This window comes from Dyella japonica (assembly GCF_040545895.1).
GTDB classification, from domain to species: domain Bacteria; phylum Pseudomonadota; class Gammaproteobacteria; order Xanthomonadales; family Rhodanobacteraceae; genus Dyella; species Dyella japonica_D.
In genome coordinates this window covers 407,958-430,699 of the sequence record NZ_JBEPMU010000001.1, presented here as the reverse complement: position 1 = coordinate 430,699, position 22,742 = coordinate 407,958, and the positions used below count along the sequence as shown (strand labels likewise).

General features: G+C 61.8%; 10 protein-coding genes. 9 read left to right on the top strand and 1 reads right to left on the bottom strand.

Going from position 1 to position 22,742, the window contains the following annotated elements; translation table 11 throughout:
• Positions 1–6: 6 nt before the first annotated feature.
• From ABIC75_RS01915 to ABIC75_RS01900, 4 genes are all read left to right on the top strand, one after another.
• Positions 7–1,068, top strand: a complete 1,062-nt coding sequence (locus ABIC75_RS01915; protein WP_354012177.1) for a hypothetical protein — start codon at positions 7–9, stop codon at positions 1,066–1,068.
• On the top strand, positions 1,068–1,880 hold the full coding sequence (locus ABIC75_RS01910) for a hypothetical protein (RefSeq protein WP_354012176.1): 813 nt from the start codon (positions 1,068–1,070) through the stop codon (positions 1,878–1,880). The genes ABIC75_RS01915 and ABIC75_RS01910 overlap by 1 nt, the downstream gene beginning before the upstream one ends.
• 114 nt (positions 1,881–1,994) lie before the next feature.
• Positions 1,995–2,438 (top strand): hypothetical protein, encoded by a 444-nt coding sequence (locus ABIC75_RS01905; protein WP_354012175.1) that lies wholly within the window; start codon positions 1,995–1,997, stop codon positions 2,436–2,438.
• A gap of 195 nt (positions 2,439–2,633) precedes the next feature.
• Positions 2,634–2,894, top strand: a complete 261-nt coding sequence (locus tag ABIC75_RS01900; RefSeq protein WP_354012174.1) for a hypothetical protein — start codon at positions 2,634–2,636, stop codon at positions 2,892–2,894.
• A 283-nt stretch (positions 2,895–3,177) separates the two neighbouring features.
• Here the strand turns inward: ABIC75_RS01900 and ABIC75_RS01895 are convergent, their stop codons facing one another.
• Positions 3,178–4,221 carry a helix-turn-helix transcriptional regulator gene (locus tag ABIC75_RS01895; RefSeq protein WP_354012173.1) on the bottom strand — a complete coding sequence of 348 codons (1,044 nt, stop codon included), beginning with the start codon at positions 4,219–4,221 and terminating at the stop codon, positions 3,178–3,180.
• Between the two features lie 186 nt (positions 4,222–4,407).
• Here ABIC75_RS01895 and ABIC75_RS01890 point away from each other — a divergent pair, with 186 nt between their 5' ends.
• The 5 genes from ABIC75_RS01890 (at position 4,408) to ABIC75_RS01870 (ending at position 22,710) form a co-directional block, all read left to right on the top strand.
• Positions 4,408–4,878: a 2,4'-dihydroxyacetophenone dioxygenase family protein gene (locus ABIC75_RS01890; protein ID WP_354012172.1), complete on the top strand. Its 471-nt coding sequence runs from the start codon at positions 4,408–4,410 to the stop codon at positions 4,876–4,878.
• Between the two features lie 238 nt (positions 4,879–5,116).
• Complete coding sequence (locus ABIC75_RS01885) at positions 5,117–5,746, top strand: response regulator transcription factor (protein WP_354012171.1); 630 nt, start codon at positions 5,117–5,119, stop codon at positions 5,744–5,746.
• Positions 5,747–6,304: 558 nt separating this feature from the next.
• A complete protein-coding gene (locus ABIC75_RS01880) occupies positions 6,305–8,122 on the top strand; it encodes a ShlB/FhaC/HecB family hemolysin secretion/activation protein (RefSeq protein WP_354012170.1) in 1,818 nt (605 codons plus the stop codon).
• Between the two features lie 42 nt (positions 8,123–8,164).
• Positions 8,165–21,574: an autotransporter-associated beta strand repeat-containing protein gene (locus ABIC75_RS01875; RefSeq protein WP_354012169.1), complete on the top strand. Its 13,410-nt coding sequence runs from the start codon at positions 8,165–8,167 to the stop codon at positions 21,572–21,574.
• A 305-nt stretch (positions 21,575–21,879) separates the two neighbouring features.
• On the top strand, positions 21,880–22,710 hold the full coding sequence (locus ABIC75_RS01870) for a sulfotransferase family protein (RefSeq protein WP_354012168.1): 831 nt from the start codon (positions 21,880–21,882) through the stop codon (positions 22,708–22,710).
• Positions 22,711–22,742: the final 32 nt, after the last annotated feature.

The following is a 22,742-nucleotide window of genomic DNA, read 5'->3' as shown; positions in this document are numbered from 1 at the left end:
GCGGCAATGAACTATGAGATCGATTTTCTTCCTATAGGGGAGGGTTCCGGAGACGCAATCGTTGTCCGCTACGGTGACGACACCGAGGGCTATTACCTTCACGTGGTCGATGGGGGGCGTACTGCGACGGCCGAAACCATCATCAATCACATCAACCAGTTCTACCCTGGCTACCACATCAACCATATGGTTCTGTCGCATGCCGATGACGACCATGCCACTGGCCTTATTGGTGTGATGGAGAAGTTCGATGTAAAAAATCTATGGATGAACCGGCCGTGGCTATATGCTGCGGAAATTCTTGACCACTTCCACGGCAACTTTACGCTGCAAGGTCTGATAGACGACATCAAGGACCGACACCCGTATCTGGTGGAACTTGAGAGGCTTGCTCTTCAGAAAGGGACCCATATCCACGAGGTCTTTCAGGGAGTAAAAATTGGCGCATTCACTGTACTCGCGCCCACGAGAGCCCGATATATCAATTCGATTCCTGACTTTGGCAAGACACCCGAAAGGTACTCGACCGAATCTGCTGAGTCGCAAAGCTTCGGTCTGTTTCGATCATTGGTCGAGGCTGCGAAGAAGAAACTTGAAGAAAAATGGGACGTGGAAACCCTCGCGAAAAACGCCGTGACGTCGGCATCAAATGAAAGTTGCGTGGTGCAGTATGGCCTATTGGGCAGCCAGGGCGTCCTGCTCACAGCCGACGTGGGACCCATCGGGTTAGCTGAGGCCGGTAACTTCGGTGCTCAGCTCGGATTGGATCGGCCCACGTTCGTGCAGGTGCCTCATCATGGAAGCAGGCACAACGTAACTCCCTCAGTGTTGGACATGTGGCTTGGGCCAAGGCAACCGAAAGGGGCAGTCGTCGGAACGGCTTTCTGCTCGGTTGGTTCAAACAAGCAAGACTACCCGCGCGGGCAAGTCAAGAACGCCTTCATGCGCAGAGGCTTCATGGTCTACAGCACCCGCACGACATGGATATCGCACTACGGCGGCGGCGGGCATCCCGGCATGGTTCCCGCAGTTCCGGAGCAGTTTGCTGACGAAGTGGAGGGACTCTGATGGATCTTTTTAAGTTCTTCGACGCTTACTCCATACGCGCCAGGCTGTTTCCCGCGATCATCGCTGCAGCTCCCGCGCTCGCTGCACTTTCGCTCCTAATCTCTTGGAAGTCATTTGGGCTTTCAAACCTCATTGCAACGCTGGGGATACTCGTTCTCCTGTTTGCCATCGCGGACTTCTCGCGCGCTCGTGGCCGCGGGATAGAGGGCAAGCTCTACGCTGAACACGGAGGCATGCCTTCTATCATCATGTTCCGCCGAAACGACAGCACCATCGATGCTGGCTCAAAAGACCGATATCGATCGTTTCTAGAGGGAAAACTGGCTGTGGCGGCCCCAAGCCCGGCAGAAGAGAGTGCAGACCAAGCCGCCGCAGACGCCTTCTATGCTCAGTGTGGTAACTGGCTTCGTCAAAACACTCGTGACACGAAGAAGTTTCCCATCTTGTTTGGGGAAAACATTACTTACGGTTTTCGTCGAAATTTGCTTGGCGTCAAACTGTTAGCGCTGTGCTTGAACATGATCGTCGTGGCGGGTTGCATATTCATCTTGTGGCGTCTGTCGTGGCACAGCGACACGCCGCAAGGAAGCCGAACTATGGTGGTCTTGGTCGTGGCGGTAGCACATGCCGCGTACATGCTTCTAGCGGTGAGTCGCACCGCTGTTTGGGACGCTTCTAAAGCTTACGGCCGTGAATTGATTCTTAGCTGCGAGTCCTTCTTGACACAATCGAGGAGCACCACCAAGAAGACAGCCGCACGCAAGGGTTCTTCAAAGATGGACAAGACAAACCCGACACCAGGGCAATCCTGAGCGACAACCTCTGCCCGATGTGCTCGACGGCTTCGCTTCATATATCAAACCAACCCAGCGCGTAGGCAGGGTGGTTTCCTCAGATGTTAGATACCTCCCGCGAGGATTCTGGCAATGCCGAAGCCAGCGCTCGATTTCTACCAGCTGTTCGTATTGCCGGCCTGGATGGAGTATCAGCTTCAGCCAAAGAGCTTGCGGCATGCCATGGTTTTAGCAATTGGCCTGCATCACCTCGCTGACTATGTGGCCATGGAGTCATATGCCGGATCTGAAGATCGCAGCGCAATGACTGCGGCCACGACGGAAGTCGTGCTCGGATGGCATGAACGTGCTGAATGCGGGAAGCTCATTGAGAAGCCCAATGACATCGCGCCCCATCGAAGAAATGAAATCAGCTTGCTGGAGGAACGCCTTAGGCAGCGGGGATCCGGATTTCTCTCCCGGCAAGCGGAACATGAACTTGGGAGGGCTTCCTTCGTCAGCGGCCCTCGAGGTCCCTGCATGACGCCGTGCCAACGTTTCGACGTGGCGAAGATCGTCCGGCGTCTTAACGACTAAGTACTGAGACTCGCAGTAGAGCGAGAAAATATTCTGTCGGACACGTGCCACCGCACCGACGGTCATTTGGTCCTTTCCTGGCGGTCCAAACAGGCCCCTACGCAGGGCCATGCAGGGGAGCACGGCCTGTAACCTTGTCTCGCCCTGGCCAATGACCGGCCGGACCCCATAAATGGCGCCCGCCGGGAGCCCCACGTGTCGTTAGTGGCCACGGATGAATATGTCGTGGACGAATGCCTAATACGCGCTTCGGCCTCAGAGGTCGATTTGCCTGGCGTGCAGGTCTGGATAGGCACCTGGGGCATTTTTCGCCTCCCATACGAACCTGGCACGTTGCCGGATCGCTACGGAGATACCGGCTTCCATCTCACGGAAGGTATGGTTCGTGAGATGGCTAAGGCCATCGCCAGTGCGATTGCCCTTGCCCTATTAATTCACGAAGGAATGGGTAACTGATCCAGGCTGAGTAAAGCGGTGAAGCACCCACCAGGGGAACTAGCTGTGGCGCAATTCAATATCCGGGTCGATGGTGCAGATTGCGCGGTCACTATCTTCTCTGACCCCGCTGGTATTACTTGGAGGGCGATGGTTGTTCGTGAAGACGCTCCGAAACGCAGCTTCTATGGGCGATCGAACGGGATCGGATTCGATGACACGAGCTTAATTGCTCAGATTCAAGGCGAACTGGACAAGGCTTTGTCTCCCCAAGACAGTGGACCGTTGTATCACGCCTTCCGTACTAACCACACACCTTCTTCAGTGCACGCTGTCGATAGGCTGCAGGGGAGACTCCAACGGCGCGGCGGAAGGAACGGCTGAAATTGGCGGCATCGCTAAACCCGAGTCGCTGCGCTATCTGAGCTACGGTACTCGGAGAATGCTGTAACAGGTCGCAAGCTCGCTCGAGGCGAACTTGATGCAGAAGCTCCCGGAAACTTACATTTTCTCGGCGCAGATAACGGTCGATAGTGCGGGGAGACACCCGATTGCTCCGGGCGATACTCTCCAGCGTTGGCGGGTCTCCCTCCACCTGGAGAAACATCATGCGCAGGTACTGCACCCAGTCCATGCCGGCGGCGCGGGGGCGGTTCGCCAGATCGCTGCAACGTTTTTCGACGTCCCTTACCACATGGACATCAGCAAAGGGCAGGTGGTGATCCAGTACGGAGGCACCCATGACCACCCGTATACCGGGGAGGGCGTTTCCGTCGAAATGATAGCGGGTCGGCGCCAGCGTTAGATAACGCACATGATGCGGTGGTGGTGGCATGGAAACGTAGATGTCGTACGTTTCCCTGGATTCCTCCGGAAGCATGAGGCGAAGCTGGTTGTCATGCGCGACGGCCAATGCCTCGAGATAGAAATGCAACGTCTCCACCGGCATCGCCATGGCCGGTGTATAGATCGCTTCACCCGTGCCGGTCGGATTTCGTTGATAGCGAAGGGTGAACGTCTCGGTCATCAGGTGGTAGTGGCGCGCCACTAGTCGCAGGACTTCGTCGATGCTTCCGCAACTGAGCATGCCGTAGCCAAGCAGGTCGTGGGATGTCATCTTGATCAGTCGGCCCAGCTCGAAGCCAAAGTCGCTGCGGCCGGTAAGCCTGCGCCCGCTGGCAATGAATGCCTCCATTTCCATGGGTTCCAGCGTGGCGTCGCGGCGATCGAACTTCGCGGCGTCGATGCCAGCCATGCGCAACAAGGCATCGGTATCCACGTCCTGCGTCCTTAGCCAGTCGCGCAACAGGACCAGGTATCGGACCGGGACCTTGCGAGCAGCGTTCATGGCTATCCCTCCTGGCGGCCTGGGTGCGGCGGCTTGTCGAAAACTGACTGGCAGATGTCGTTATGGGACATCGCGCGACGCAGGCTTTCCCGCTAACTATGGCGTCTAAGGAAGCACTCCGGTCATAGGGAGTCGCGCTCGGCCGATTCTAGTCGGCCGCCATCATGCTTGCCACCAGAGGCACCCATGTATCACGAGCACGTCCGGACCACGGTTATCGACGACGAAGCGCTCCCCTGGGTGCCTTTCGCGCCCTATTCGAATGATGTGTACCTCAAGTACTTCAAACTGGATCCCATTCGCGGCGAGATGATTGTCCTCATGAAGGTGCCGGCGGGTCTGGAGCTTCCGCGGCATCATCACTCGGGCACGGTCATTGTTTATACGATCGTGGGGCGTTGGAAATATAAAGAGCACGACTGGATTGCCGGTCCCGGTAGCGTGGTCTATGAGACAGCTGCCTCAGCCCATACACCCGAGGCGATTTCCAAGGAAGGGCATGTTCTCGCGCTGACCATCGTGGTGGGTGACGTGGTCCTTCTCGGCGAAGAAGGGCAGGTGCTGGCCATCGAAAACTGGAAGACCGGCTTGCAACGCTATCTCGCCTTCTGCGAGCGCGCAGGGATCGCGCCGCGGGACCTGACGGCCTTCTGTTGAGCTGGCCGCATGAGTGGAGCGAACACTCACCCCGGGAAATGGGGCTGGCACGGGCGCAGATCGGGTCACTGAGTGAGTTACGTGCTACACGTGTCAGTGCGGTTTGCCACTCAGCAGCGGGGATCATTGCAGGGAAGGCCAGTCGCGGCGTGGTGTGATTTTGGCCGCAAGCTTTGTGGAGTGCTCCCTATCAGGGGTGCGTTAGTTTTAACGGACTATCTTCAAGGCATTGAATTGCATGCGTATCGTCATTGTCGATGATCACCCCGTCGTTCTTGTAGGCCTTAAGGCCACGCTGCATGGATATGACGCCGCCTTTCGCATCGTAGGCGAGGCCCGTGACGGTATGCAGGTCATGGCAGCCCTCGCGGGCTCACCCTGCGACCTGCTCATTACCGATTTCAGCATGCCTACCGCAGAACCCAGCGAAGACGGATTAGGCATGCTGAAGCGTATCCGGGCGACCTATCCGAACGTCCATATCATTGTTCTCAGCATGGTCCAAAGCGGTGGCCTTTTGCAGCGCATGCTGGACCTTGGCGTCAGAGGTCTCGTCGACAAGCATTCGATGACGAAGGACTTGTGCCTCGCCATTGAGGCGGTGCGCTCTGGGCGTATCTATGTGGCAGATAACGTCCGCAAGCGGCTGCCGCAGCAGCTTGATGCGAGCGAAGTGGTGTCGTTATCAGCCCGTGAGAGTGAAATCGTTCGGATGTTTTCGTTTGGCCTGACGGTGTCCGAGATCAGCCGGCGAACTGGGCGAAGCGTCAAGACCGTCAGTCAGCAGAAGCGCGACGCCATGCGAAAACTAGGCATCGAAAGCGACAAGGAGCTGTTCGACTACGCGAGATTCAACGGGATGCTCTGATCCGTGGCCTGGGAGGTACCTCGTGGCTCTTCTTTTACCCGTGTCGCCGCTAGTTGCTATGGGTGTTGCGCGTGCCTGCAAGGGCGCTCGTCGCCTTTTTGTGTCAGGTGTCGGTTCACGGAACCATCACGTCGTGCATGAAAACTTCCTGGCCGCATTAGCTCCATCGTTCTGCCGCCTGGATACAGCCGTGGTATCCAGGCCAGCGAGCATTTCCGTGCTCAGGCTGTTTCCAGTCGTGAAGGATCACGTTGTGGCCTATAGCAGCCTCGCATCTCGCACGGTCTCCCCCCCCTGTATGCGCCCCCGATTCCGGGGTTTCGGTTATCCGGCTGAGCGGATCGATATTCGCGCGCTAAAAGCACGCACGGGCGGCTTTCTTTTGATTTATAGGAATCTTCCGATGGGCCCGGACCAGACCTGTACGTAGCTTTGAAGTCAAGGTGCCCCAATCTGCGTGGGCTTGCGAGACGACGGTAGAGTCCATCGCCATGTAAGGGGCGACGGCGATGCATGTGAAAGGTTAGATCTATCGCACTTTAAACAGGGGACATGGGGATGGATATCGCCACGAAGCAGTACGCGACGGGCATGCGTGCTGCACTGACGCGCATCAATTTTCGCGGCGTCACCGTTGCATGGACGACGTTGTCGGCAGCCATGTTGATGGCCACGTCCGTGCAGGCGCAAACCACGCGCCCGAACGCCGGCCAATTGCTGCAGCAGACAGCGCCGGCGTCCCCGGCCGTGCAAGGGCGAAATCAGGGCGTCACGTCGCCCGCGCCCACCGAGCAGAAGTCGTCGACATCGTCGGCGACCGTGTTGGTCAAGGCGATCCATTTCTCGGGAAATGCGCATGTCGACGATGCGAGCTTGCGCCATTCGGTCCCGGAGATCGGGCAGCTGGAGGGTACGTCGGCGACGATGGCGCAACTCGATGCCCTTGCCGTTGCGGTGACCCGCTACTACCGGGAACGCGGTTATTTTGTGGCGGTGGCCTATGTGCCGAAGCAGACGGTTGAAGACGGTGTTGCGACGATCGCCGTGCTCGAAGGCAAGCTTGACAAGACCCGCGCGGGCCAAGACGGTGGCTACGATCCGGCGCGCGTGCAACGTTATGTGGACGAAGCACTCTGTGGCGGCAGTTCGACCGCCTGTGAAGGCGCGACGCTGACGCGTGCCCGTGCGGATCGCGCGGTCGGTCTCGTCGCGACCCTGCCTGGCGTGGCGAGTGCGTCGGGTACGCTGTCGCCCGGCGACGCCGTGGGTACCACGGATTTCACGCTGAATGCGGTGCCGGGGCAGCGCGTCACGGGCGTGCTGGGTGTGGATGATTATGGCAACGAGTACACCGGGCGCGTTCGCCTGACGGGTGACCTGCGTTGGAACAGCCCGCTAGGTATCGGAGATCTCTTGGCCGCCGATATCGCGCTGTCCGATCGCTGGGGGCTGGATGGCACGGTCGGGCGCGGTGCCTTGAATGGCGTCATCGATTACAGCTTGCCGGTGGGTTACGACGGTTGGCGTGTCGGCGCCAACTACACGCACCTGCTATATCGGCTCGGCGCGCCGTTCAACGCCACCAACGCTCATGGCGGCAGCAACGAAATCAACGCCTACGTGTCCTACCCGTTGCTGCTTTCTCCGTACAAGCATCTGTGGTTGCGAGCCAGCTTTGGCGTCAAACGGTTGTCCGACAGCGTACTGGCGGAGACTTACCATACGCGCGACACCAGCGGGACCCTCGGCCTGTATGGCGATGCCATCGACACGCTGGGCGGCGGTGGTCTGAACCAGTACATGGTGTCGTTCACGCGCGGCGTGATCAGCTATGGCGATGGCCTGCGGGCGGTCGATACGCCGAATGCGGCGGGCCATTTCAACAAGCTGGACGTGAGCGTTTCGCGTGACCAGACCCTGGGATATCTGGCGAACAACACGCAACGGATCAGCTTGTACGGCGCGCTGCAGGGCCAATGGGCCAGCACCAATCTCAACTCCGTCGAGGACTTCACACTGGGTGGTCCGGCCGTTGTGCGTGGCTATCCCGTTGGCGAAGCCCCAGGCGATGAAGGGGCAGCCGTCACCTTGGAACTTCGCGATTCGTTTGCGCTGGCTGCGCTGGGGGGCGACAACCTCACGCTCTCGCTGTTTCGCGACGACGGCTGGTTGAAGGTGAATCACTCGCCGTGGGCGGGCTATCAAGGGCCGCGGGAGCGCCGCTTGGGCAGTACCGGCCTGGGTGCGGATCTGCTTCACCAGCGCCGCTACGACTTCAAGTTGATGTGGGCGATACGCGATCCCGGCGGTGACGCCGATACCGCCACGCGCGACCACCGCAGCTGGCTGTGGTTCCAGGCGCAAATCTTCTTCTGATGTCCCACGTCTTCGGTGCGATCGCACCGGGAGCGCGTACACATGAATGCCAAACTGTATCGTCTTGTCTACAACAAAAGCCTGCGCTGCGTCGTCGTAGCGCCGGAGATCGCGCATAGCCGTACGGCGGTGGGTGCGACCGGCGCATCGTCGAATCGCATGCCGGCCGTGCGGCCTTTGGGCGCGGCACTGGCATTGATGATGGGCGGCGCACTGCATGCGCAGAGCCTGCCAACGGGTGGCAACATCGTAGGCGGGCAGGGCCACATCGGCACGTCCGGCAGCACGATGACGGTGCAGCAGAACAGTTCGCGGTTGGCGGTCAACTGGGATAGCTTCAACATCGGCGCCGGCAACACGGTGGTGTTCAACCAGCCGTCGAGCAGCGCGGTAGCGTTGAACAATGTGCTGGGCAACAACCCGTCGCAGATCTACGGCAACCTGCGATCCAATGGTCAGGTATTCCTGGTCAACCCGAACGGTATCCTGTTCGGCAAGACGGCCCAGGTGAGCGTTGGCGGCCTGGTCGCCAGCACCTTGCCGATCAACACCTCTGCCTTCATGCAGAGCAAGGGCGCCTACACCTTCAGTGCCGCCGGCACGTCGGGGCAGGTGATCAACCAGGGCCAGTTGAAGGCGGTCAACGGTGGTTTCGTGGTGCTGGCCGGCCAGCAGGTGATCAACCGCGGAACGATCGACACGTCCACCGGAACGGTGGCGTTGGCGTCGGGCAGCAGCGTCAGCCTGAAGCTGGATAACAGCGGCCAGCTGAGCGTGAACGTGACGGCGTCCACCTTGGGGGCGCTGATCCAGAACCAGGGCCTGATCGCGGCAGACGGTGGGCAGGTGCTGCTCACCGCGCGCGGCCTGGACATGCTGCAAACCAGCGTGATGAATCTCAGCGGCATCGTCCAGGCCAACTCGATCGGCACGAAGAACGGCCGGATCGTGATCGATGGCGGCAACCCGGCGGCCGGTGACAGTGGCGTGGTCTCGGTGAGCAACGCCACCCTTCGCGCGGCGGGCGCCGCCGCGGGCGAGCAGGGCGGCACGGTGACCATCACCGGCCCCTACGTCGGCATCGAGGGCGCTGCGATCAATGTGAGCGGCGCCGCCGGAGGCGGCACCGCGTTGATCGGTGGCGAGGCGCACGGCGAGGGTTCGCTAACGCATGCGCAGATGACCCATGTGGACGCCAACAGCACGATCGATGCGTCGGCCACGGAACGTGGCAATGGCGGCACGGTGGTGCTGTGGTCGGATGAAGCGACCGATTTCGACGGCGCCATCCTGGCACGCGGCGGCATGCTCGGCGGCAACGGCGGCTGGGTCGAAACATCGAGCGAAGGAAACCTCCATTTTCGCGGCAATGTCACCACCACGGCGCCGCGTGGCGCGCAGGGCACCTTGCTGCTCGATCCCTACAACATCGTCATTGGCAATGGAAGTTCTAGCCCTTCGCCGGTGAACTGGACCGGCGTGTCGTGCGCGAGCGACGTCACCTCCAATATCACCATCGGCATGGCGGATCTGTCGGCGCAGTTAAACTCGACGTCCATCCAGTTGGTGGCCAAGAACAACATTACCGATCAGGCGGGTGTTGCTGTCACGGGAACGACCGGCACGCTGATCTTCCAGGCGGGCAATGCCTCGCTGGTCGGCACGTACAACGTCGCTGGCGGTCTGGTGTTCAACGTCACGGGCACGGCGCTCGTTGCCGGCGTGATCTCGGGGAGCGGCGGCCTGACCCAGGCGGGCACGGGCACAACGGTTCTCGCCGCCAACAATACGTACAGCGGCCTTACGGCGATCAATGCGGGCACGCTGCAAGTGGGCAATGGCGGCACGGCCGGCAGCCTGGGCACGGGCAGCGTCACCAACAGCGCCAAACTCGCGTTCAACCTCAGTGGCGCGATCACCGTCGGCAACCTGATTGGCGGTACGGGCAGCCTTACGCAAGGTGGCACAGGCACCACCATTCTGGCCGCCAACAACACCTACAGCGGCGGCACCACCATCAGTGCGGGCGCGCTACAGGTGGGCAATGGCGGCACTACCGGCAGTCTGGGCTCGGGCAGCGTCATCGACAACGCGGCGTTGTTGGTCAACGTCGGCAGCACGGCGACGATCAGTAACCTGATCAGCGGCACGGGCAACCTGACCCAGATGGGCGCAGGCACGCTGATTCTGGCGACCAACAACACGTACAGCGGCGGCACCACGATCAATGCAGGTACGACGCTGCAGGTGGGCAACGGCGGCGCGACGGGCAACCTGGGTACTGGCGCGGTTGCCGACAACGGCAACCTGATCTTCAACACCACGGGCACGACGACGATCACGCCGGTGATCAGCGGCAGCGGCAACCTGAGTCAGGTCGGCACGGGTACCACCGTGTTGACGAGCAACAACACCTACAGCGGCAGCACCACGATCAACGCGGGCACGTTGCAAGTAGGCAACAGCGGCACCACGGGCAGCTTGGGCACGGCGGGTACCGTCACCGACAACGCCAACCTCATCTTCAACCTCGGCGGCACGACCACGATCAACACGGTGATCGCGGGCACCGGCAACCTGACGAAGGCAGGGGCGGGCACCGTCGTCCTCGCCGCCAACAATACATACGGTGGCACCACCACCATCAGTGCCGGCACCCTGCAGGTGGGCAATGGCGGTGCGGCCGGCAGTCTAGGGGCGGGCAATGTGGTCGACAATGCCGCGCTGGTGTTCAACCTCAGCAGCCCCACGACGATCGCCAATGTGATCTCTGGCGGAGGCAGCCTAGCCCAGGCAGGCACGGGTACGGTCGTCTTGGCGGGCAACAATACGTACAGCGGCGGCACCACGATCAACGCGGGCACCACGCTGCAAGTCGGCAACGGAAGCACAACGGGCAACCTTGGCTCCGGTGCGGTCACCGACAACGGCGACCTGATCGTCAACACCACCGGCACCACGACGATCACGCCGGTGATCAGCGGCAGCGGCAACCTGAGCCAGGTGGGCACGGGCACCACTGTACTCACGGCCAACAACACCTATGCCGGTAGCACCACGATCAGCGCGGGCACGCTGCAGATCGGCAACGGCGGTGCGACGGGCAGCCTGGGCACGGCGGCTACCGTCACCAACAACGCCAATCTCACGTTCAACCTCAATGCCGTGACGACCGTGAACGCGACGATTGCCGGCACCGGCAATCTGACGCAGGCCGGTAGCGGCACCACCATCCTGGCCGCCAACAATACGTACAGCGGCACCACCAACATCACCGCTGGCACGCTGCAGGTCGGCAACGGGAGCGTGGCGGGCAGCCTGGGTACGGGCAATATCACCGACAACGCGAACCTGACGTTCAACCTGTCGGGCAATACGACGGTAGCCGGTGCGCTCAGCGGTACCGGCAAGCTGCAGAACGCGTTCCTGGGAACCGTCCAGACCTTGTCGAACGTAGCCGGTTTCACCGGAACGTACATGGTGCTGGCGGACGAGAACAGCGCGTCGACCGCGACGTTCAACGTACCCACCAACTCGAATATATCCAGGAACACGGTCAACGTCGTGCTGTCCGGCAGCGCGAACGCGAACACAGCGTTCACTCCGTTCCCGGTCTTCAATCCGCAGAGCACGGCCTACATCGGTACGCCCACGATGCAGATCGACGGCAATACGGTGACCAATGCCACCGCGGCACTCGGCGGCACGCTGACCTCGTCCGGCACCAACATCACACTGGGTGGCGGTTATCTTTGGCAATTGTTCAACGGCAGCACGACAACCAACTTCACCACGCTGACGAGCAGCAGCAACTTCGTGCTGAGCGGTAATTCATGGATTGCCGTGGCGCCGGGATTGACCGTGACGGAAAGCGGCGTGCTGAGCGGCACCCCTAATCAGCTCACCGTGCAATGGCCTGGCTACGGGCCGGTGTGCACCATCGGATGCGCCGCGCCGACGGTGATCCTGTCGGGCAACAACACCTATAGCACCAGCGTGTACACCTACGTCGGCTACACCACGTTGCAGATCGGCAATGGCGGTACGTCGGGCGGCCTGGGCGCCACCAATGTGTATCTGGGTTATGCCAATTCCACGCTGGCCTTCAATACCAGCGGCACGACCACGGTCAGCGGTTCGATCGTGGGTGCCGGCAGCCTGATCCAGCAAGGCACCGGCACCGCCGTTCTGGCTGGCAACAACACTTACAGCGGCAGCACCACGATCGCAGCGGGCACGCTGCAGGTGGGCAATGGCGGCGGCAACGGTAGCCTGGGCACGGCGGCCACCGTCACCGACAACGGCACGCTGACGTACAACCTCAGCGGCAACATGACGGTGAGCGCGACCATCACCGGCACCGGCAACCTGACGCAGGCAGGTACCGGCACAACGATCCTTGCCGCCAACAACACCTACAGCGGTACCACTACCGTCACGGCGGGCACATTGCAGGTGGGTAACGGCGGCGCCGCCGGCAGCCTGGGGACGGGCGCCATCGCCGACAGCGGAACGCTGGTCTACAACCTGTCGCGCAGCACGACCATCGCCAACCCGCTTACCGGCAGCGGTACGTTCCAAAATGTGTTTCTGGGAACGACGCAGACGCTGACCAATGTCACCGGCTTCACCGGTACCTACGCCGTGAGCACGAACGAGGTGAACGCTGCCGTTGCCGGCATCAGTCTGCCGAACGGGACGAATCTGGCCGGCAACACCTTCAACACCATCATCACGGCGAGCAATCCCAACAGCTCGTTCACGCCGTACAAGGTCTTCAACAACAGCTACACCGGCACGCCCATTCTGGAAATCAACGGTCTGGTGGTGAGCAACGCTACCATGGCCGTCGGCGGCACGCTGACCTCGTACAACACCAATATCACGCTGGGCGGCGGTTATCTGTGGAGCCTGTTCGACGGCACCACGACTACCGGCTTCAACACGCTGACGGATGCCAACAGCTATGTGCTGGGCGGCAATTCGAACATCACCGTGGCGCCGGGCTTGACGGTGACGCAGAGCGGCGCGCTCAGCGGCAGCGGCAACCTGACGATCCAGGAATCGTGCGGCGTATCGCAGTGCAACGCCAGCACCGTCATCTTCACCGCCAACAACACGTACACCGGCACCACCACGATCAGCAACGGCACGGTGCAGGTCGGCAGCGGCGGCACGACGGGCAGCCTCGGTGCCGGCAACATCGTCAATAACGGCAATCTCACCTATAACCTCAGCACCACCACCACGGTCGGCGGCGCGATCAGTGGCACTGGCAACCTGTCCCAGGTGGGCACCGGTACCACCATCCTTGCGGCCAACAACAACTACAGCGGCACCACCAATATCAGCGCCGGCACGCTGCAGGTGGGCAATGGCGGCAGTACCGGCAGCCTGGGTACGGGCAATGTCACCGACACGGCCAACCTGATCTTCAACACGACGGGCAACATCACGGTCCTTGGTTGCCTCAGCGGCAACGGCACGCTGACGCAGAACGGCACGGGCGTGGTGGATATTGGCGGCGGCAATACCTCCACCAATAACAACTTCAGTGGCAGTATCACGGTCAACGCCGGCACGCTGGTCGGCGACGGCGGCAACACGGGATACGGCGCACTTGGCAATGGCACGACCATCACCGTCAACAACGGCGGCACGCTCAAGGCTGGTACCAACGACAATGGACTTGTCGGTACAGCGCAGAGCGCCACGATCATCCTCAACAGCGGCTCGGTGCTGACCACCAGCAGCAACAGCACGGTAGACACGTTGGGACGATTGACTCTGAATGGGGGAACGCTCGCGAACCCAGGGCCGGTGACGGGAAGCGCTGCAATCTACGGTGCCTGGTATCTCACCCAGAACGTCACGGTCACCGCGAACTCGACGATCTCGGCGCAGGGCGTCACCCTGGACCAGTCTGGCGGCACGAACTTCAATATCGCGGCCGGAAATCAGCTGCTGGTTAGCGGAACCTTGGTCAATGCACCGAGTGCACCCAACACCGGCATGAACCTGACGGGTCCCGGCACCATGGTGCTGGCCGGCAACAACAATTACAGCGGCACCACGCGGATCAGCAATGGCACGTTGCAGGTTGGCAACGGTGGCACCACCGGCACGCTCGGCACCGGTGCGGTGGTCGACAACGCGAACCTGGTCTTCGATCTCAGCGGCACCACCACGGCCCCAGGTGTCATCAGCGGCACGGGCAACCTGTCCCAGGTGGGTACGGGCACGACGATCCTCGCCGCCAACAACACCTACACCGGCACGACGACGATCAGCAGCGGCACGTTGCAAGTCGGCATCGGCGGCGCGGCGGGCAGCCTGGGTACGGGCAACGTCACCGACAACGCCAACCTGACCTTCAGCACCACCGGCACGACCATGGTCAATGGCTCGATCAGCGGTACCGGCAACCTGACGCAAGCGGGCACGGGCACCACCGTGCTGGGAGCCAACAACACGTATAGCGGCAGCACCACGATCAATGCAGGCACGCTGCAGGTGGGCAACGGTGGCACCACGGGCAGTTTAGGTACGGCCGCCACCGTCACTGACAACGGCACGCTGACGTTCAACCTCAGCGGAAACACCACCGTCAACGCGGCGATCAGTGGCACCGGCAACTTGATCCAGAAGGGCACGGGCACGACCGTCCTGACGGCCAACAACGCATACAGCGGCACGACCACCATCGCCACGGGTACGTTGCAGATCGGCAATGGCGGCACCAGCGGCAGCCTGGGTACGGGCGGCGTGGCTGACGCGGCCAACCTGACTTTCGATCGCTCGGACAACACGACCATCGCCAACGCCATCAGCGGCAGCGGCACGTTGGAAAACGTGTATCTGGGCACCACGCAGAACCTGACGAACGTAGCCGGCTTCACTGGCACCTACGCCGCGCTGGCGGACGAAGTCGCCGGCACTGCCGCGACCTTCAACATACCCACCGGCACCAATCTGGCTGGCAATACGTTCGATGTGATCGTCACGAAGACGAATCCCAACACATCGTTCACGCCGTTCCCGGTCTTCAATACCCAGAACACTTCGTACGCGGGCACGCCCACGCTGCAAATCGACGGTTTGGTGGTCGCCAACGCCACGGCCGCGGTGGGTGGCGAGCTGACTTCGACCAACACCAACATCACCCTGGGCGGTGGTTATCTGTGGAGCTTGAACAATGGCACCACAACGACTTACTACACCACTACCCTGGGCAGCACCACGACGGCATTGACCGGCAATGCCAACATCACCGTCGCGCCGGGTCTGACGGTGACGGAAGCAGGCCTGCTAAGCGGGAGCGGCAACCTGACGATCGTGCAATGCGGCTTCGCGCAGTGCGCTCCCAGCACGACGATACTCACCGCTAACAACACGTATACCGGCACCACCAACATCACCAACGGCACGCTGCAGATTGGCAATGGCGGTGCATCGGGCAGCCTGGGCACCGGCAATGTCATCGACAGCGGCGATCTCACCTTCAACGTCAGCGGCACCACGACGGTGGTCGGTTCAATCAGCGGTACGGGCAACCTGACCCAGGCGGGCACCGGCACCACCGTGCTCGCCGCCAACAACAGCTACAGCGGCAATACTACGATCAGCGCCGGCACCTTGCAGGTGGGCAACGGCGGCACCACGGGCAGCCTTGGCACGGCCAGCAACATCACCGACAACGCCAACCTGGTGTTCAACCTCAGCGGCAGCACTACGGTCGGCGCGATGATCGGTGGCACGGGCAATGTGTCCCAGATGGGCACGGGCACGACCGTCCTGACCGGCAACAACACCTATGCCGGTACGACGGCCATTACGGCGGGCACGCTGCAGGTGGGCAACAACGGGACAAGCGGCACTCTGGGGCTGGGGGCCGTCACCGACAACAGCAATCTGCTGATCAATCGATCCGACGCCGCGCTCAATCTAAGCACGGTGGCGGCGAATGCCGCGGGCATTACCGGTACAGGTGACTTCACGGCGAATGTCGTCGGCAACTTCACCATCGATCGGTCGATCAACCTCGGCGGCAATGTATCGGCGACGGGTGGGAACGGTGCCAACGGTTCAGCCGGTGGCGTTGCGGGCGGAGCGGGCGGATCGATCATCGAGAACGCGGGTATCACCATCTCTGCCGCCAACGTGACGCTTACGGGCGGAGCAGGTGGCGTGGGAGGAACGCAGCCCAGCCAGACGACGACGGCCAATATCGTCGGCGGAACGGGCGGAGCAGGTGGCGCGGTGCTGGTGTACGGAACCATCGCCGCCACGGGAAGCACCGCGCTTACCGGTGGCGCGGGCGGCGGTGGCGGTGGCGGTAGAGGCGGCGTCAACGGTGGCAACATGCAGACGGGTAGCGCCGGTGGCTTGGGCGGCGCGGGTGGCGACGTTGTCGTGGCGGGCCCCATCAATGCAGGCGCCGGCGGCATCGCGCTCAATGGCGGCGCGGGCGGCGGTGGCGGTGGCGGCGGCGGTGCCGGCACGGGTTATCACAATGGCTCTGCTCCCCCCAGCAGCGGCGGTGTCGGCGGTGCGGGCGGCAGTGTCACGATCAACGGCCAGAACCTGGTTACGACCGGGGTGATCAACATTGCCACCGGCAGTGGCGGCGGTGCCGGCGGTATCGGCGGCGGTTCGTACGGCTATGCCGGCGGCAATGGTTCGTCGGGAACACCAGGAACGACCGGCGGAGCCGGTGGAGCGGGCGGGCGTGGTACTAATTCAACCGGTGGTGCGGGTGGAGCGGCCGGCGTGGCTGGCGGCGCCGGCGCTAACTCGGGTGCCGTGGGCGGTGCCGGCGGCAAGCTGACCTTCAATACCAGCACAAGCACCTTGACCGGCGCCAACCTGAGCGTAAGCGCCAACAGCAGCGTGGTGCTCAACGCGGGCAGCACCGCCGTCATCAACGTGACCGGTTCGCCGAACCTTTCGAACAACATCAGCGGTCCAGGCAACCTCACGCAGGTAGGGCCGGGTACGCTGACGCTGTCGGGCGCGAGCAACTACACGGGCACGACGACCGTTAACAACGGCGCGATCAATATCAGCGGCTCGTTGAATGTCGGTAGCGGAACAGCCCAGGTTGTGATGGCCAACGGCACCAGCTTCACTGCAGCCAACATCACCGCCAACCTCACGAATATCTCAGGCAGCGGCAACATCACCCTGGCGGGCGTGAAGGCCAGTGGCTCGGTGACAGCGAACACGACCGGCAATCTCACCTTGAGCGCCAATCTCTCCAGCGGCGCCAACGTCACGCTGGTGGCCGGTGCCCAAGGTGTCTCCGGGCTTCCCTCCGGCACGGATACGGCCGGTGACGTGCTGACCACCAATGGAGCCCAGATCATTCTGCCCAATGCTGGCACCTTCACTGCCTACACAGGGAACGACAACGTCGCGCAGCTGAGTACCGCCGTGGTCGGTGCCACAGGCGCCATCGATTACCTGGCCTACAACGCGAATCTTGGCAACGTGACTAACGTGACGGCAGGCACCCGCAATTTCGATGTGCGCACGCAGCCCAATCTTTCGGGCGTCTTCACGGCCAGCAAGACCTATGACGGCAGCAACAATGCTTTGAGTGCATTGAATCTCGGTTCTTCGAGCGTGCTGGGATCCATCGGCGGGGCAGGTGGTTGTACCTCCGTGGCGATCAACACCAGCAGCTTGAACATCACCAGCGCGGTGTTCAACACCAGTCACGCGGGCAACAACCTTACCGTGACCGTGCAGGCCGGATCGCTGAGCTTGAATGCGAGCTTCAGCGGCAAATCTTGGAACGTCTCCATGGCGAGCCCGGTCATCAGCAATCCCAACGGCGGCGGCACCATCACACCGAAGGCGGTGACGGTGACGGCGTCGACGGACACCAAGGTGTATGACGGCACCACGACGAGCGGTGCGGCGGTGACCAACATCACGGGCGTGCTCGCTGGCGACAACCTGACCGGCCTGTTCCAGTCATACAACAGTTCGCACGTGCAGGGCACCAATGGCTCGTTGCTAACGGTGAATGGCAGCGGAGTGGGCGTGAGCGGCAACCACAGCAGCCTGCTGAGCGACTACGCGATCAACTACGTCGGCACGGCGGGCACGATCACGCCGCAGGCGGTAACGGTGACGGCCTCGACGGACACCAAGGCCTACGATGGAACCACGGTAAGCAGTGCAGCGGTGACCAACATCACCGGCCTTCTGTCGGGCGACAGCCTGGCCGGCCTGTCCCAGACGTACAACAACGCCCACGCGCTGGGTGCCAATGGCTCGCTGCTGGTGGTTAATGGCAGTGGGGCGAGCGTGAATGGCAGCCGCGGCAGCCTGCTGGGCGACTACGCGATCAGCTACCTCAACACAACGGGCACGATCACGCCGAAGGTGCTCACCACGGTCATCAACGCCGTGGGTAAGACCTATGACGGCACGACGAGCACGACCTCCACGGTGACGCTGTCGCCCTCCGGCCTCGTCGGCAACGATGCCGCCTCGGGCGTCACGGGTATCAATCTGGCTTTTGACAATCCAAACGCCGGCACGCGCAACGTGGTGGCGAGTGGCACGGGTAGTCTGGCCGGCTTCACGGGGGCGGCCAGCGGCAACGGCAGCGGCGTGGGCGCCGGCAACGAGGTCGCGGGACTGGCCAGTGATTACATCGTTGCCTCGCCAGCCTCGGCCAGCGCGTTGATCAGCACCGCCAACCTCGTGGTCACGGCAAACAACGATGCCAAGATCGTCACGCAGAGCGACACGGCCGGTTACAACGGCGTGAGCTTCACCGGCTTCGTCGGTGGCGAAAACGCCAGCAACCTGGGCGGCACGCTCTCGATCACGCGCACCGGCGTCGGCGTCGACGAGGCGGCCGGCACCTATAACGGCGTGCTGGTGGCTTCGGGCTATACCTCCAGCAACTACAACGTCAGCTACGTCAACGGCAACTATCAGATCGTGCCCGCGCAAGAGTTGCTGGTGCACATCCAGAACATGAACAATGCCTATGGCACGACGCCGGGCTACGCCGTCACCAGTGCGCAGTACATGGATAGCGGCAACGTCATCCATACGCTCACGCAAACGAGCCACAACGGAAACACCTTCACGTATAGCGACAGTGTCGGTGGCAGCGTCACGTTTACTGTGACGCCCAGCGGCGAGGTGCTAAGCGGCGCGGGCTTCCTGGCCGCGGGCAACTACGGGCTGACAGGCTCGAACACGAGCATCGTGGGCAACAACTTCCTGCAGGCGACCTACGTCGGCAACCAGGCGGTGGACCGGATTGCGCTAGCGCCGCAGGCCAATGGCGTGTCGAAGGTGTATGACGGCACCACGAACATCACCGGCCTGACAGTGGGTCTTTCGGGAGAGTTGTCCGGCGATACCGTCACCGTCGGTGGCGATGGCGCGTTCAACACCACGCACGCGGGCAACAACATTGGTTATACGGTCAATAACATCACCTTGGGCGGCGCGGACGCCGGCAACTACTACCTGAGCAGCAACGCGCTCACCGGTACCAATGGCACGATCACACCGAAAGCAGTGACGGTGACGGCATCGACCGATACCAAGGTGTACGACGGCACGACGGCAAGCAATGTAGCGGTGACCAACATCACGGGCATGCTGTCGGGCGACAACCTGACCGGGCTGTTCCAGTCATACAACAGCTCCCATGTGCTGGGCGCGGACGGCTCGCTGCTGGTGGTGAATGGCACTGGGGCGGGCGTGAACGGCAACCACGGCAGCCTGCTGAGCGACTACGCGGTCACTTATGTCGACAACACCGGCACGATCACGCCGGCCTCGGTGACGGTGACAGCCTCGGCCGACACCAAGGTGTTCGACGGCACCACGGCAAGCAGCGCGGCCGTGACCAACATCACCGGTCTGGTGGGCGGCGACACCCTGACGGGCTTGACGCAGGTGTACAACAACTCGCACGTGCTGGGCACCAACGGCTCCACGCTGCTGGTCGACAGCAGCCACGCCGGCGTGGCCGGCACCGCGGGTAGCGCGCTCAGCGACTACGCGATCAGTTACGTCAACAACACCGGTACGATCACGCCGGCGTCGGTCACGGTCACGGCAACCTCGAGCACCAAGGTGTTCGACGGCACCACGGTAAGCGGCGACGCCGTGACCAACATCACCGGCCTGGTGGGTGGCGACACCCTGACGGGTCTGACGCAGGTGTACAACAACTCGCACGTACTGGGCGCCAACGGCTCCACGTTGCTGGTCAACAGCAGCGGCGTGGCCCTGAGCAGCGGCAACGGCGATATGCTCAGCGACTACGCCATCATCTATGTCCACAACACGGGCACGATCACACCGGCCTCGGTAACGGTAACGGCCTCGACCGATACCAAGGTGTATGACGGCACCACGGTAAGCCACGGCACGGTAACCAATATCACCGGTCTGGTGGGTGGCGACACGCTGACGGGTCTGACGCAGTCGTACAACAGCGCGCACGTGCTGGGCGCCAATGGCTCCACCTTGCGGGTCAACGGCAGCGGCGTGGGACTGAGCAGCGGCAGCGGCGATACGCTCAGTGACTATGCCATCACCTATGTCAACAACACGGGTACGATCACGCCGGCCTTGGTGACGGTGACGGCGTCGACTGACACCAAGGTGTTCGACGGCACCAGGGCAAGCAACGCCACCGTGACCAATATCACCGGCCTGGTGAGCGGTGACAGCCTGACCGGCCTGAGCCAGTCGTACAACAACTCCCACGTGTTGGGCACCAACGGTTCCACGCTGCTGGTCGACGGCAGCCATGCGGTTGTGACCGGCGGCATAGGTAGCACGCTCGCCGACTATGCGATCAGTTACGTCGCCGGCACCGGCACGATCACGCCGGCCTTGGTGACGGTGACCGCCTCGACTGACACCAAGGTGTTCGATGGCACCACGGCAAGCGGGGCGGCCGTGACCAACATTACCGGGCTGATGGGCGGCGACAGACTGACGGGCCTGAAGCAGGCGTACGACAGCCCGGAGGTGCAGGGTACCAATGGCTCGACCCTGGTGGTCGATAGCAGCGGAGTCGGTTTGAATAGCGGTAACGGCAATACGCTCAGCGATTATGCGATCAGCTACGTAACGAGTCGCGGGACAATCATGCCAGTGGCGGCGGTGACGGTGCCTCCGTTCAACGTGGACGAATGGCGTGGCGCACGCTGGGCCGCCCACTACATGACCCGTATCTATCCCGCCGTGCGCCTGACCGTGACGCAAAGCCCCGAATCGTTCCAGATGCTGGAGGTTGCACTGACCGGGGGGTTGCCGACGGAAGGTCCGGTCCAGGTGCCGGTGGCGGGCTCGTCGATGACCATGAACTGCGTGCAGGGCAGCATCCGTACGCCAGAGGGTGTGGATTCGATGCCGGTAAGCGAATGCACTCGACGCGCCAGTCCCCATCGGGGCATCTGAATGCCGATGGGTAAAGAAGAAAGCACGCGTTGCAATTAGTTGAAGTCCCCCCTTTCTCCTTGAGGGAGGGGAGGGCGAACAGATCGTTCGACTCATGGGTGCCCGGGAGGTGCGTTGGAACACAAATCCAGACGCTTGGGTGCCTGGAAGATGGCGAACGTGAGGCATAGTCATAGGTCGGGATGAAATCCCGATATTGATGCGTCATGTAGGATGGACTCTCAGTTCAGTCCACTTGTACCTGTCGGTGGTCGTGAAAGGACCATCGATGCTTCAGATATCCAGATACAAAGGATCCGCACTTGATGAAGACGCAAAGTGAAGAGCCGGCATTTCATTTCATTTCGGGCCTGCCGCGGTCGGGCTCGACGCTGTTGGCGGCGCTTCTGAAGCAGAATCCGCGGTTTCATGCTGGCATGACCAGCCCGGTGGGCGGCATCTTCTTGGCGTTGCTCGAAGCAATGAGTGACCGGCTGGAGACGTCGCTGTTCCTGGATAACGACGCGAGGCAACGCGTTCTGCGGGGTCTGGTAACGAACTACTTCGCCACAAGCAACGCTCGGGTGATTTTCGACACCAACCGTCTGTGGTGCAGCAAGTTGCCGGCGTTGCACCAGCTATTTCCGCAGGCCAAGCTGATCGCCTGCGTGCGTGATACGAACTGGATCATCGATAGCTTCGAGCGCCTGGTGCGCCGCAATCCATTGCAGCCGTCCGGCATCTTCAATTTCACCGCCGGTGGTACGGTGTATTCGCGCGCCACCGGGCTAGCCAGTTCCGACGGCCTGGTGGGATTCGCTTACGATGCGCTGCGTGAAGCGTTCTATGGGGAGCAAGCGCAAAGCATGTTGCTGGTACAGTACGACACGCTGGCGAACAACCCCAAGAAGGCTCTGGCGGCAGTGTACGACTTCATCGGTGAGCCGTGGTTTGAGCACGATTTCGAAAATATCGTGTTCGACGAAGGCGATGCCTGCGACGAACGGCTGGGCACGCCGGGCCTGCATACTGTCGGCAGAAAAGTGCGTGCCGCGCCAAGGGCCACCATCCTACCTCAGGATCTGTTCCAGCGCTTTGCGGGCGACAGTTTCTGGAACCAGCCTGGCAATAACCCGCGTGGCGCGCGGATTATCTAAGCCTGCTGCCCTTTGGGGAGTCAGAAGAACGA

Bases quoted from the DNA above. Each gene is read 5' to 3' on its own strand.
- ABIC75_RS01880 (WP_354012170.1), top strand. From the start codon at position 6,305: ATGGATATCGCCACGAAGCAGTACGCGACGGGCATGCGTGCTGCACTG.
- ABIC75_RS01870 (WP_354012168.1), top strand. From the start codon at position 21,880: ATGAAGACGCAAAGTGAAGAGCCGGCATTTCATTTCATTTCGGGCCTG.
- ABIC75_RS01915 (WP_354012177.1), top strand. From the start codon at position 7: ATGAACTATGAGATCGATTTTCTTCCTATAGGGGAGGGTTCCGGAGAC.
- ABIC75_RS01895 (WP_354012173.1), bottom strand. From the start codon at position 4,221: ATGAACGCTGCTCGCAAGGTCCCGGTCCGATACCTGGTCCTGTTGCGC.
- ABIC75_RS01910 (WP_354012176.1), top strand. From the start codon at position 1,068: ATGGATCTTTTTAAGTTCTTCGACGCTTACTCCATACGCGCCAGGCTG.
- ABIC75_RS01905 (WP_354012175.1), top strand. From the start codon at position 1,995: ATGCCGAAGCCAGCGCTCGATTTCTACCAGCTGTTCGTATTGCCGGCC.
- ABIC75_RS01885 (WP_354012171.1), top strand. From the start codon at position 5,117: ATGCGTATCGTCATTGTCGATGATCACCCCGTCGTTCTTGTAGGCCTT.
- ABIC75_RS01890 (WP_354012172.1), top strand. From the start codon at position 4,408: ATGTATCACGAGCACGTCCGGACCACGGTTATCGACGACGAAGCGCTC.
- ABIC75_RS01875 (WP_354012169.1), top strand. From the start codon at position 8,165: ATGAATGCCAAACTGTATCGTCTTGTCTACAACAAAAGCCTGCGCTGC.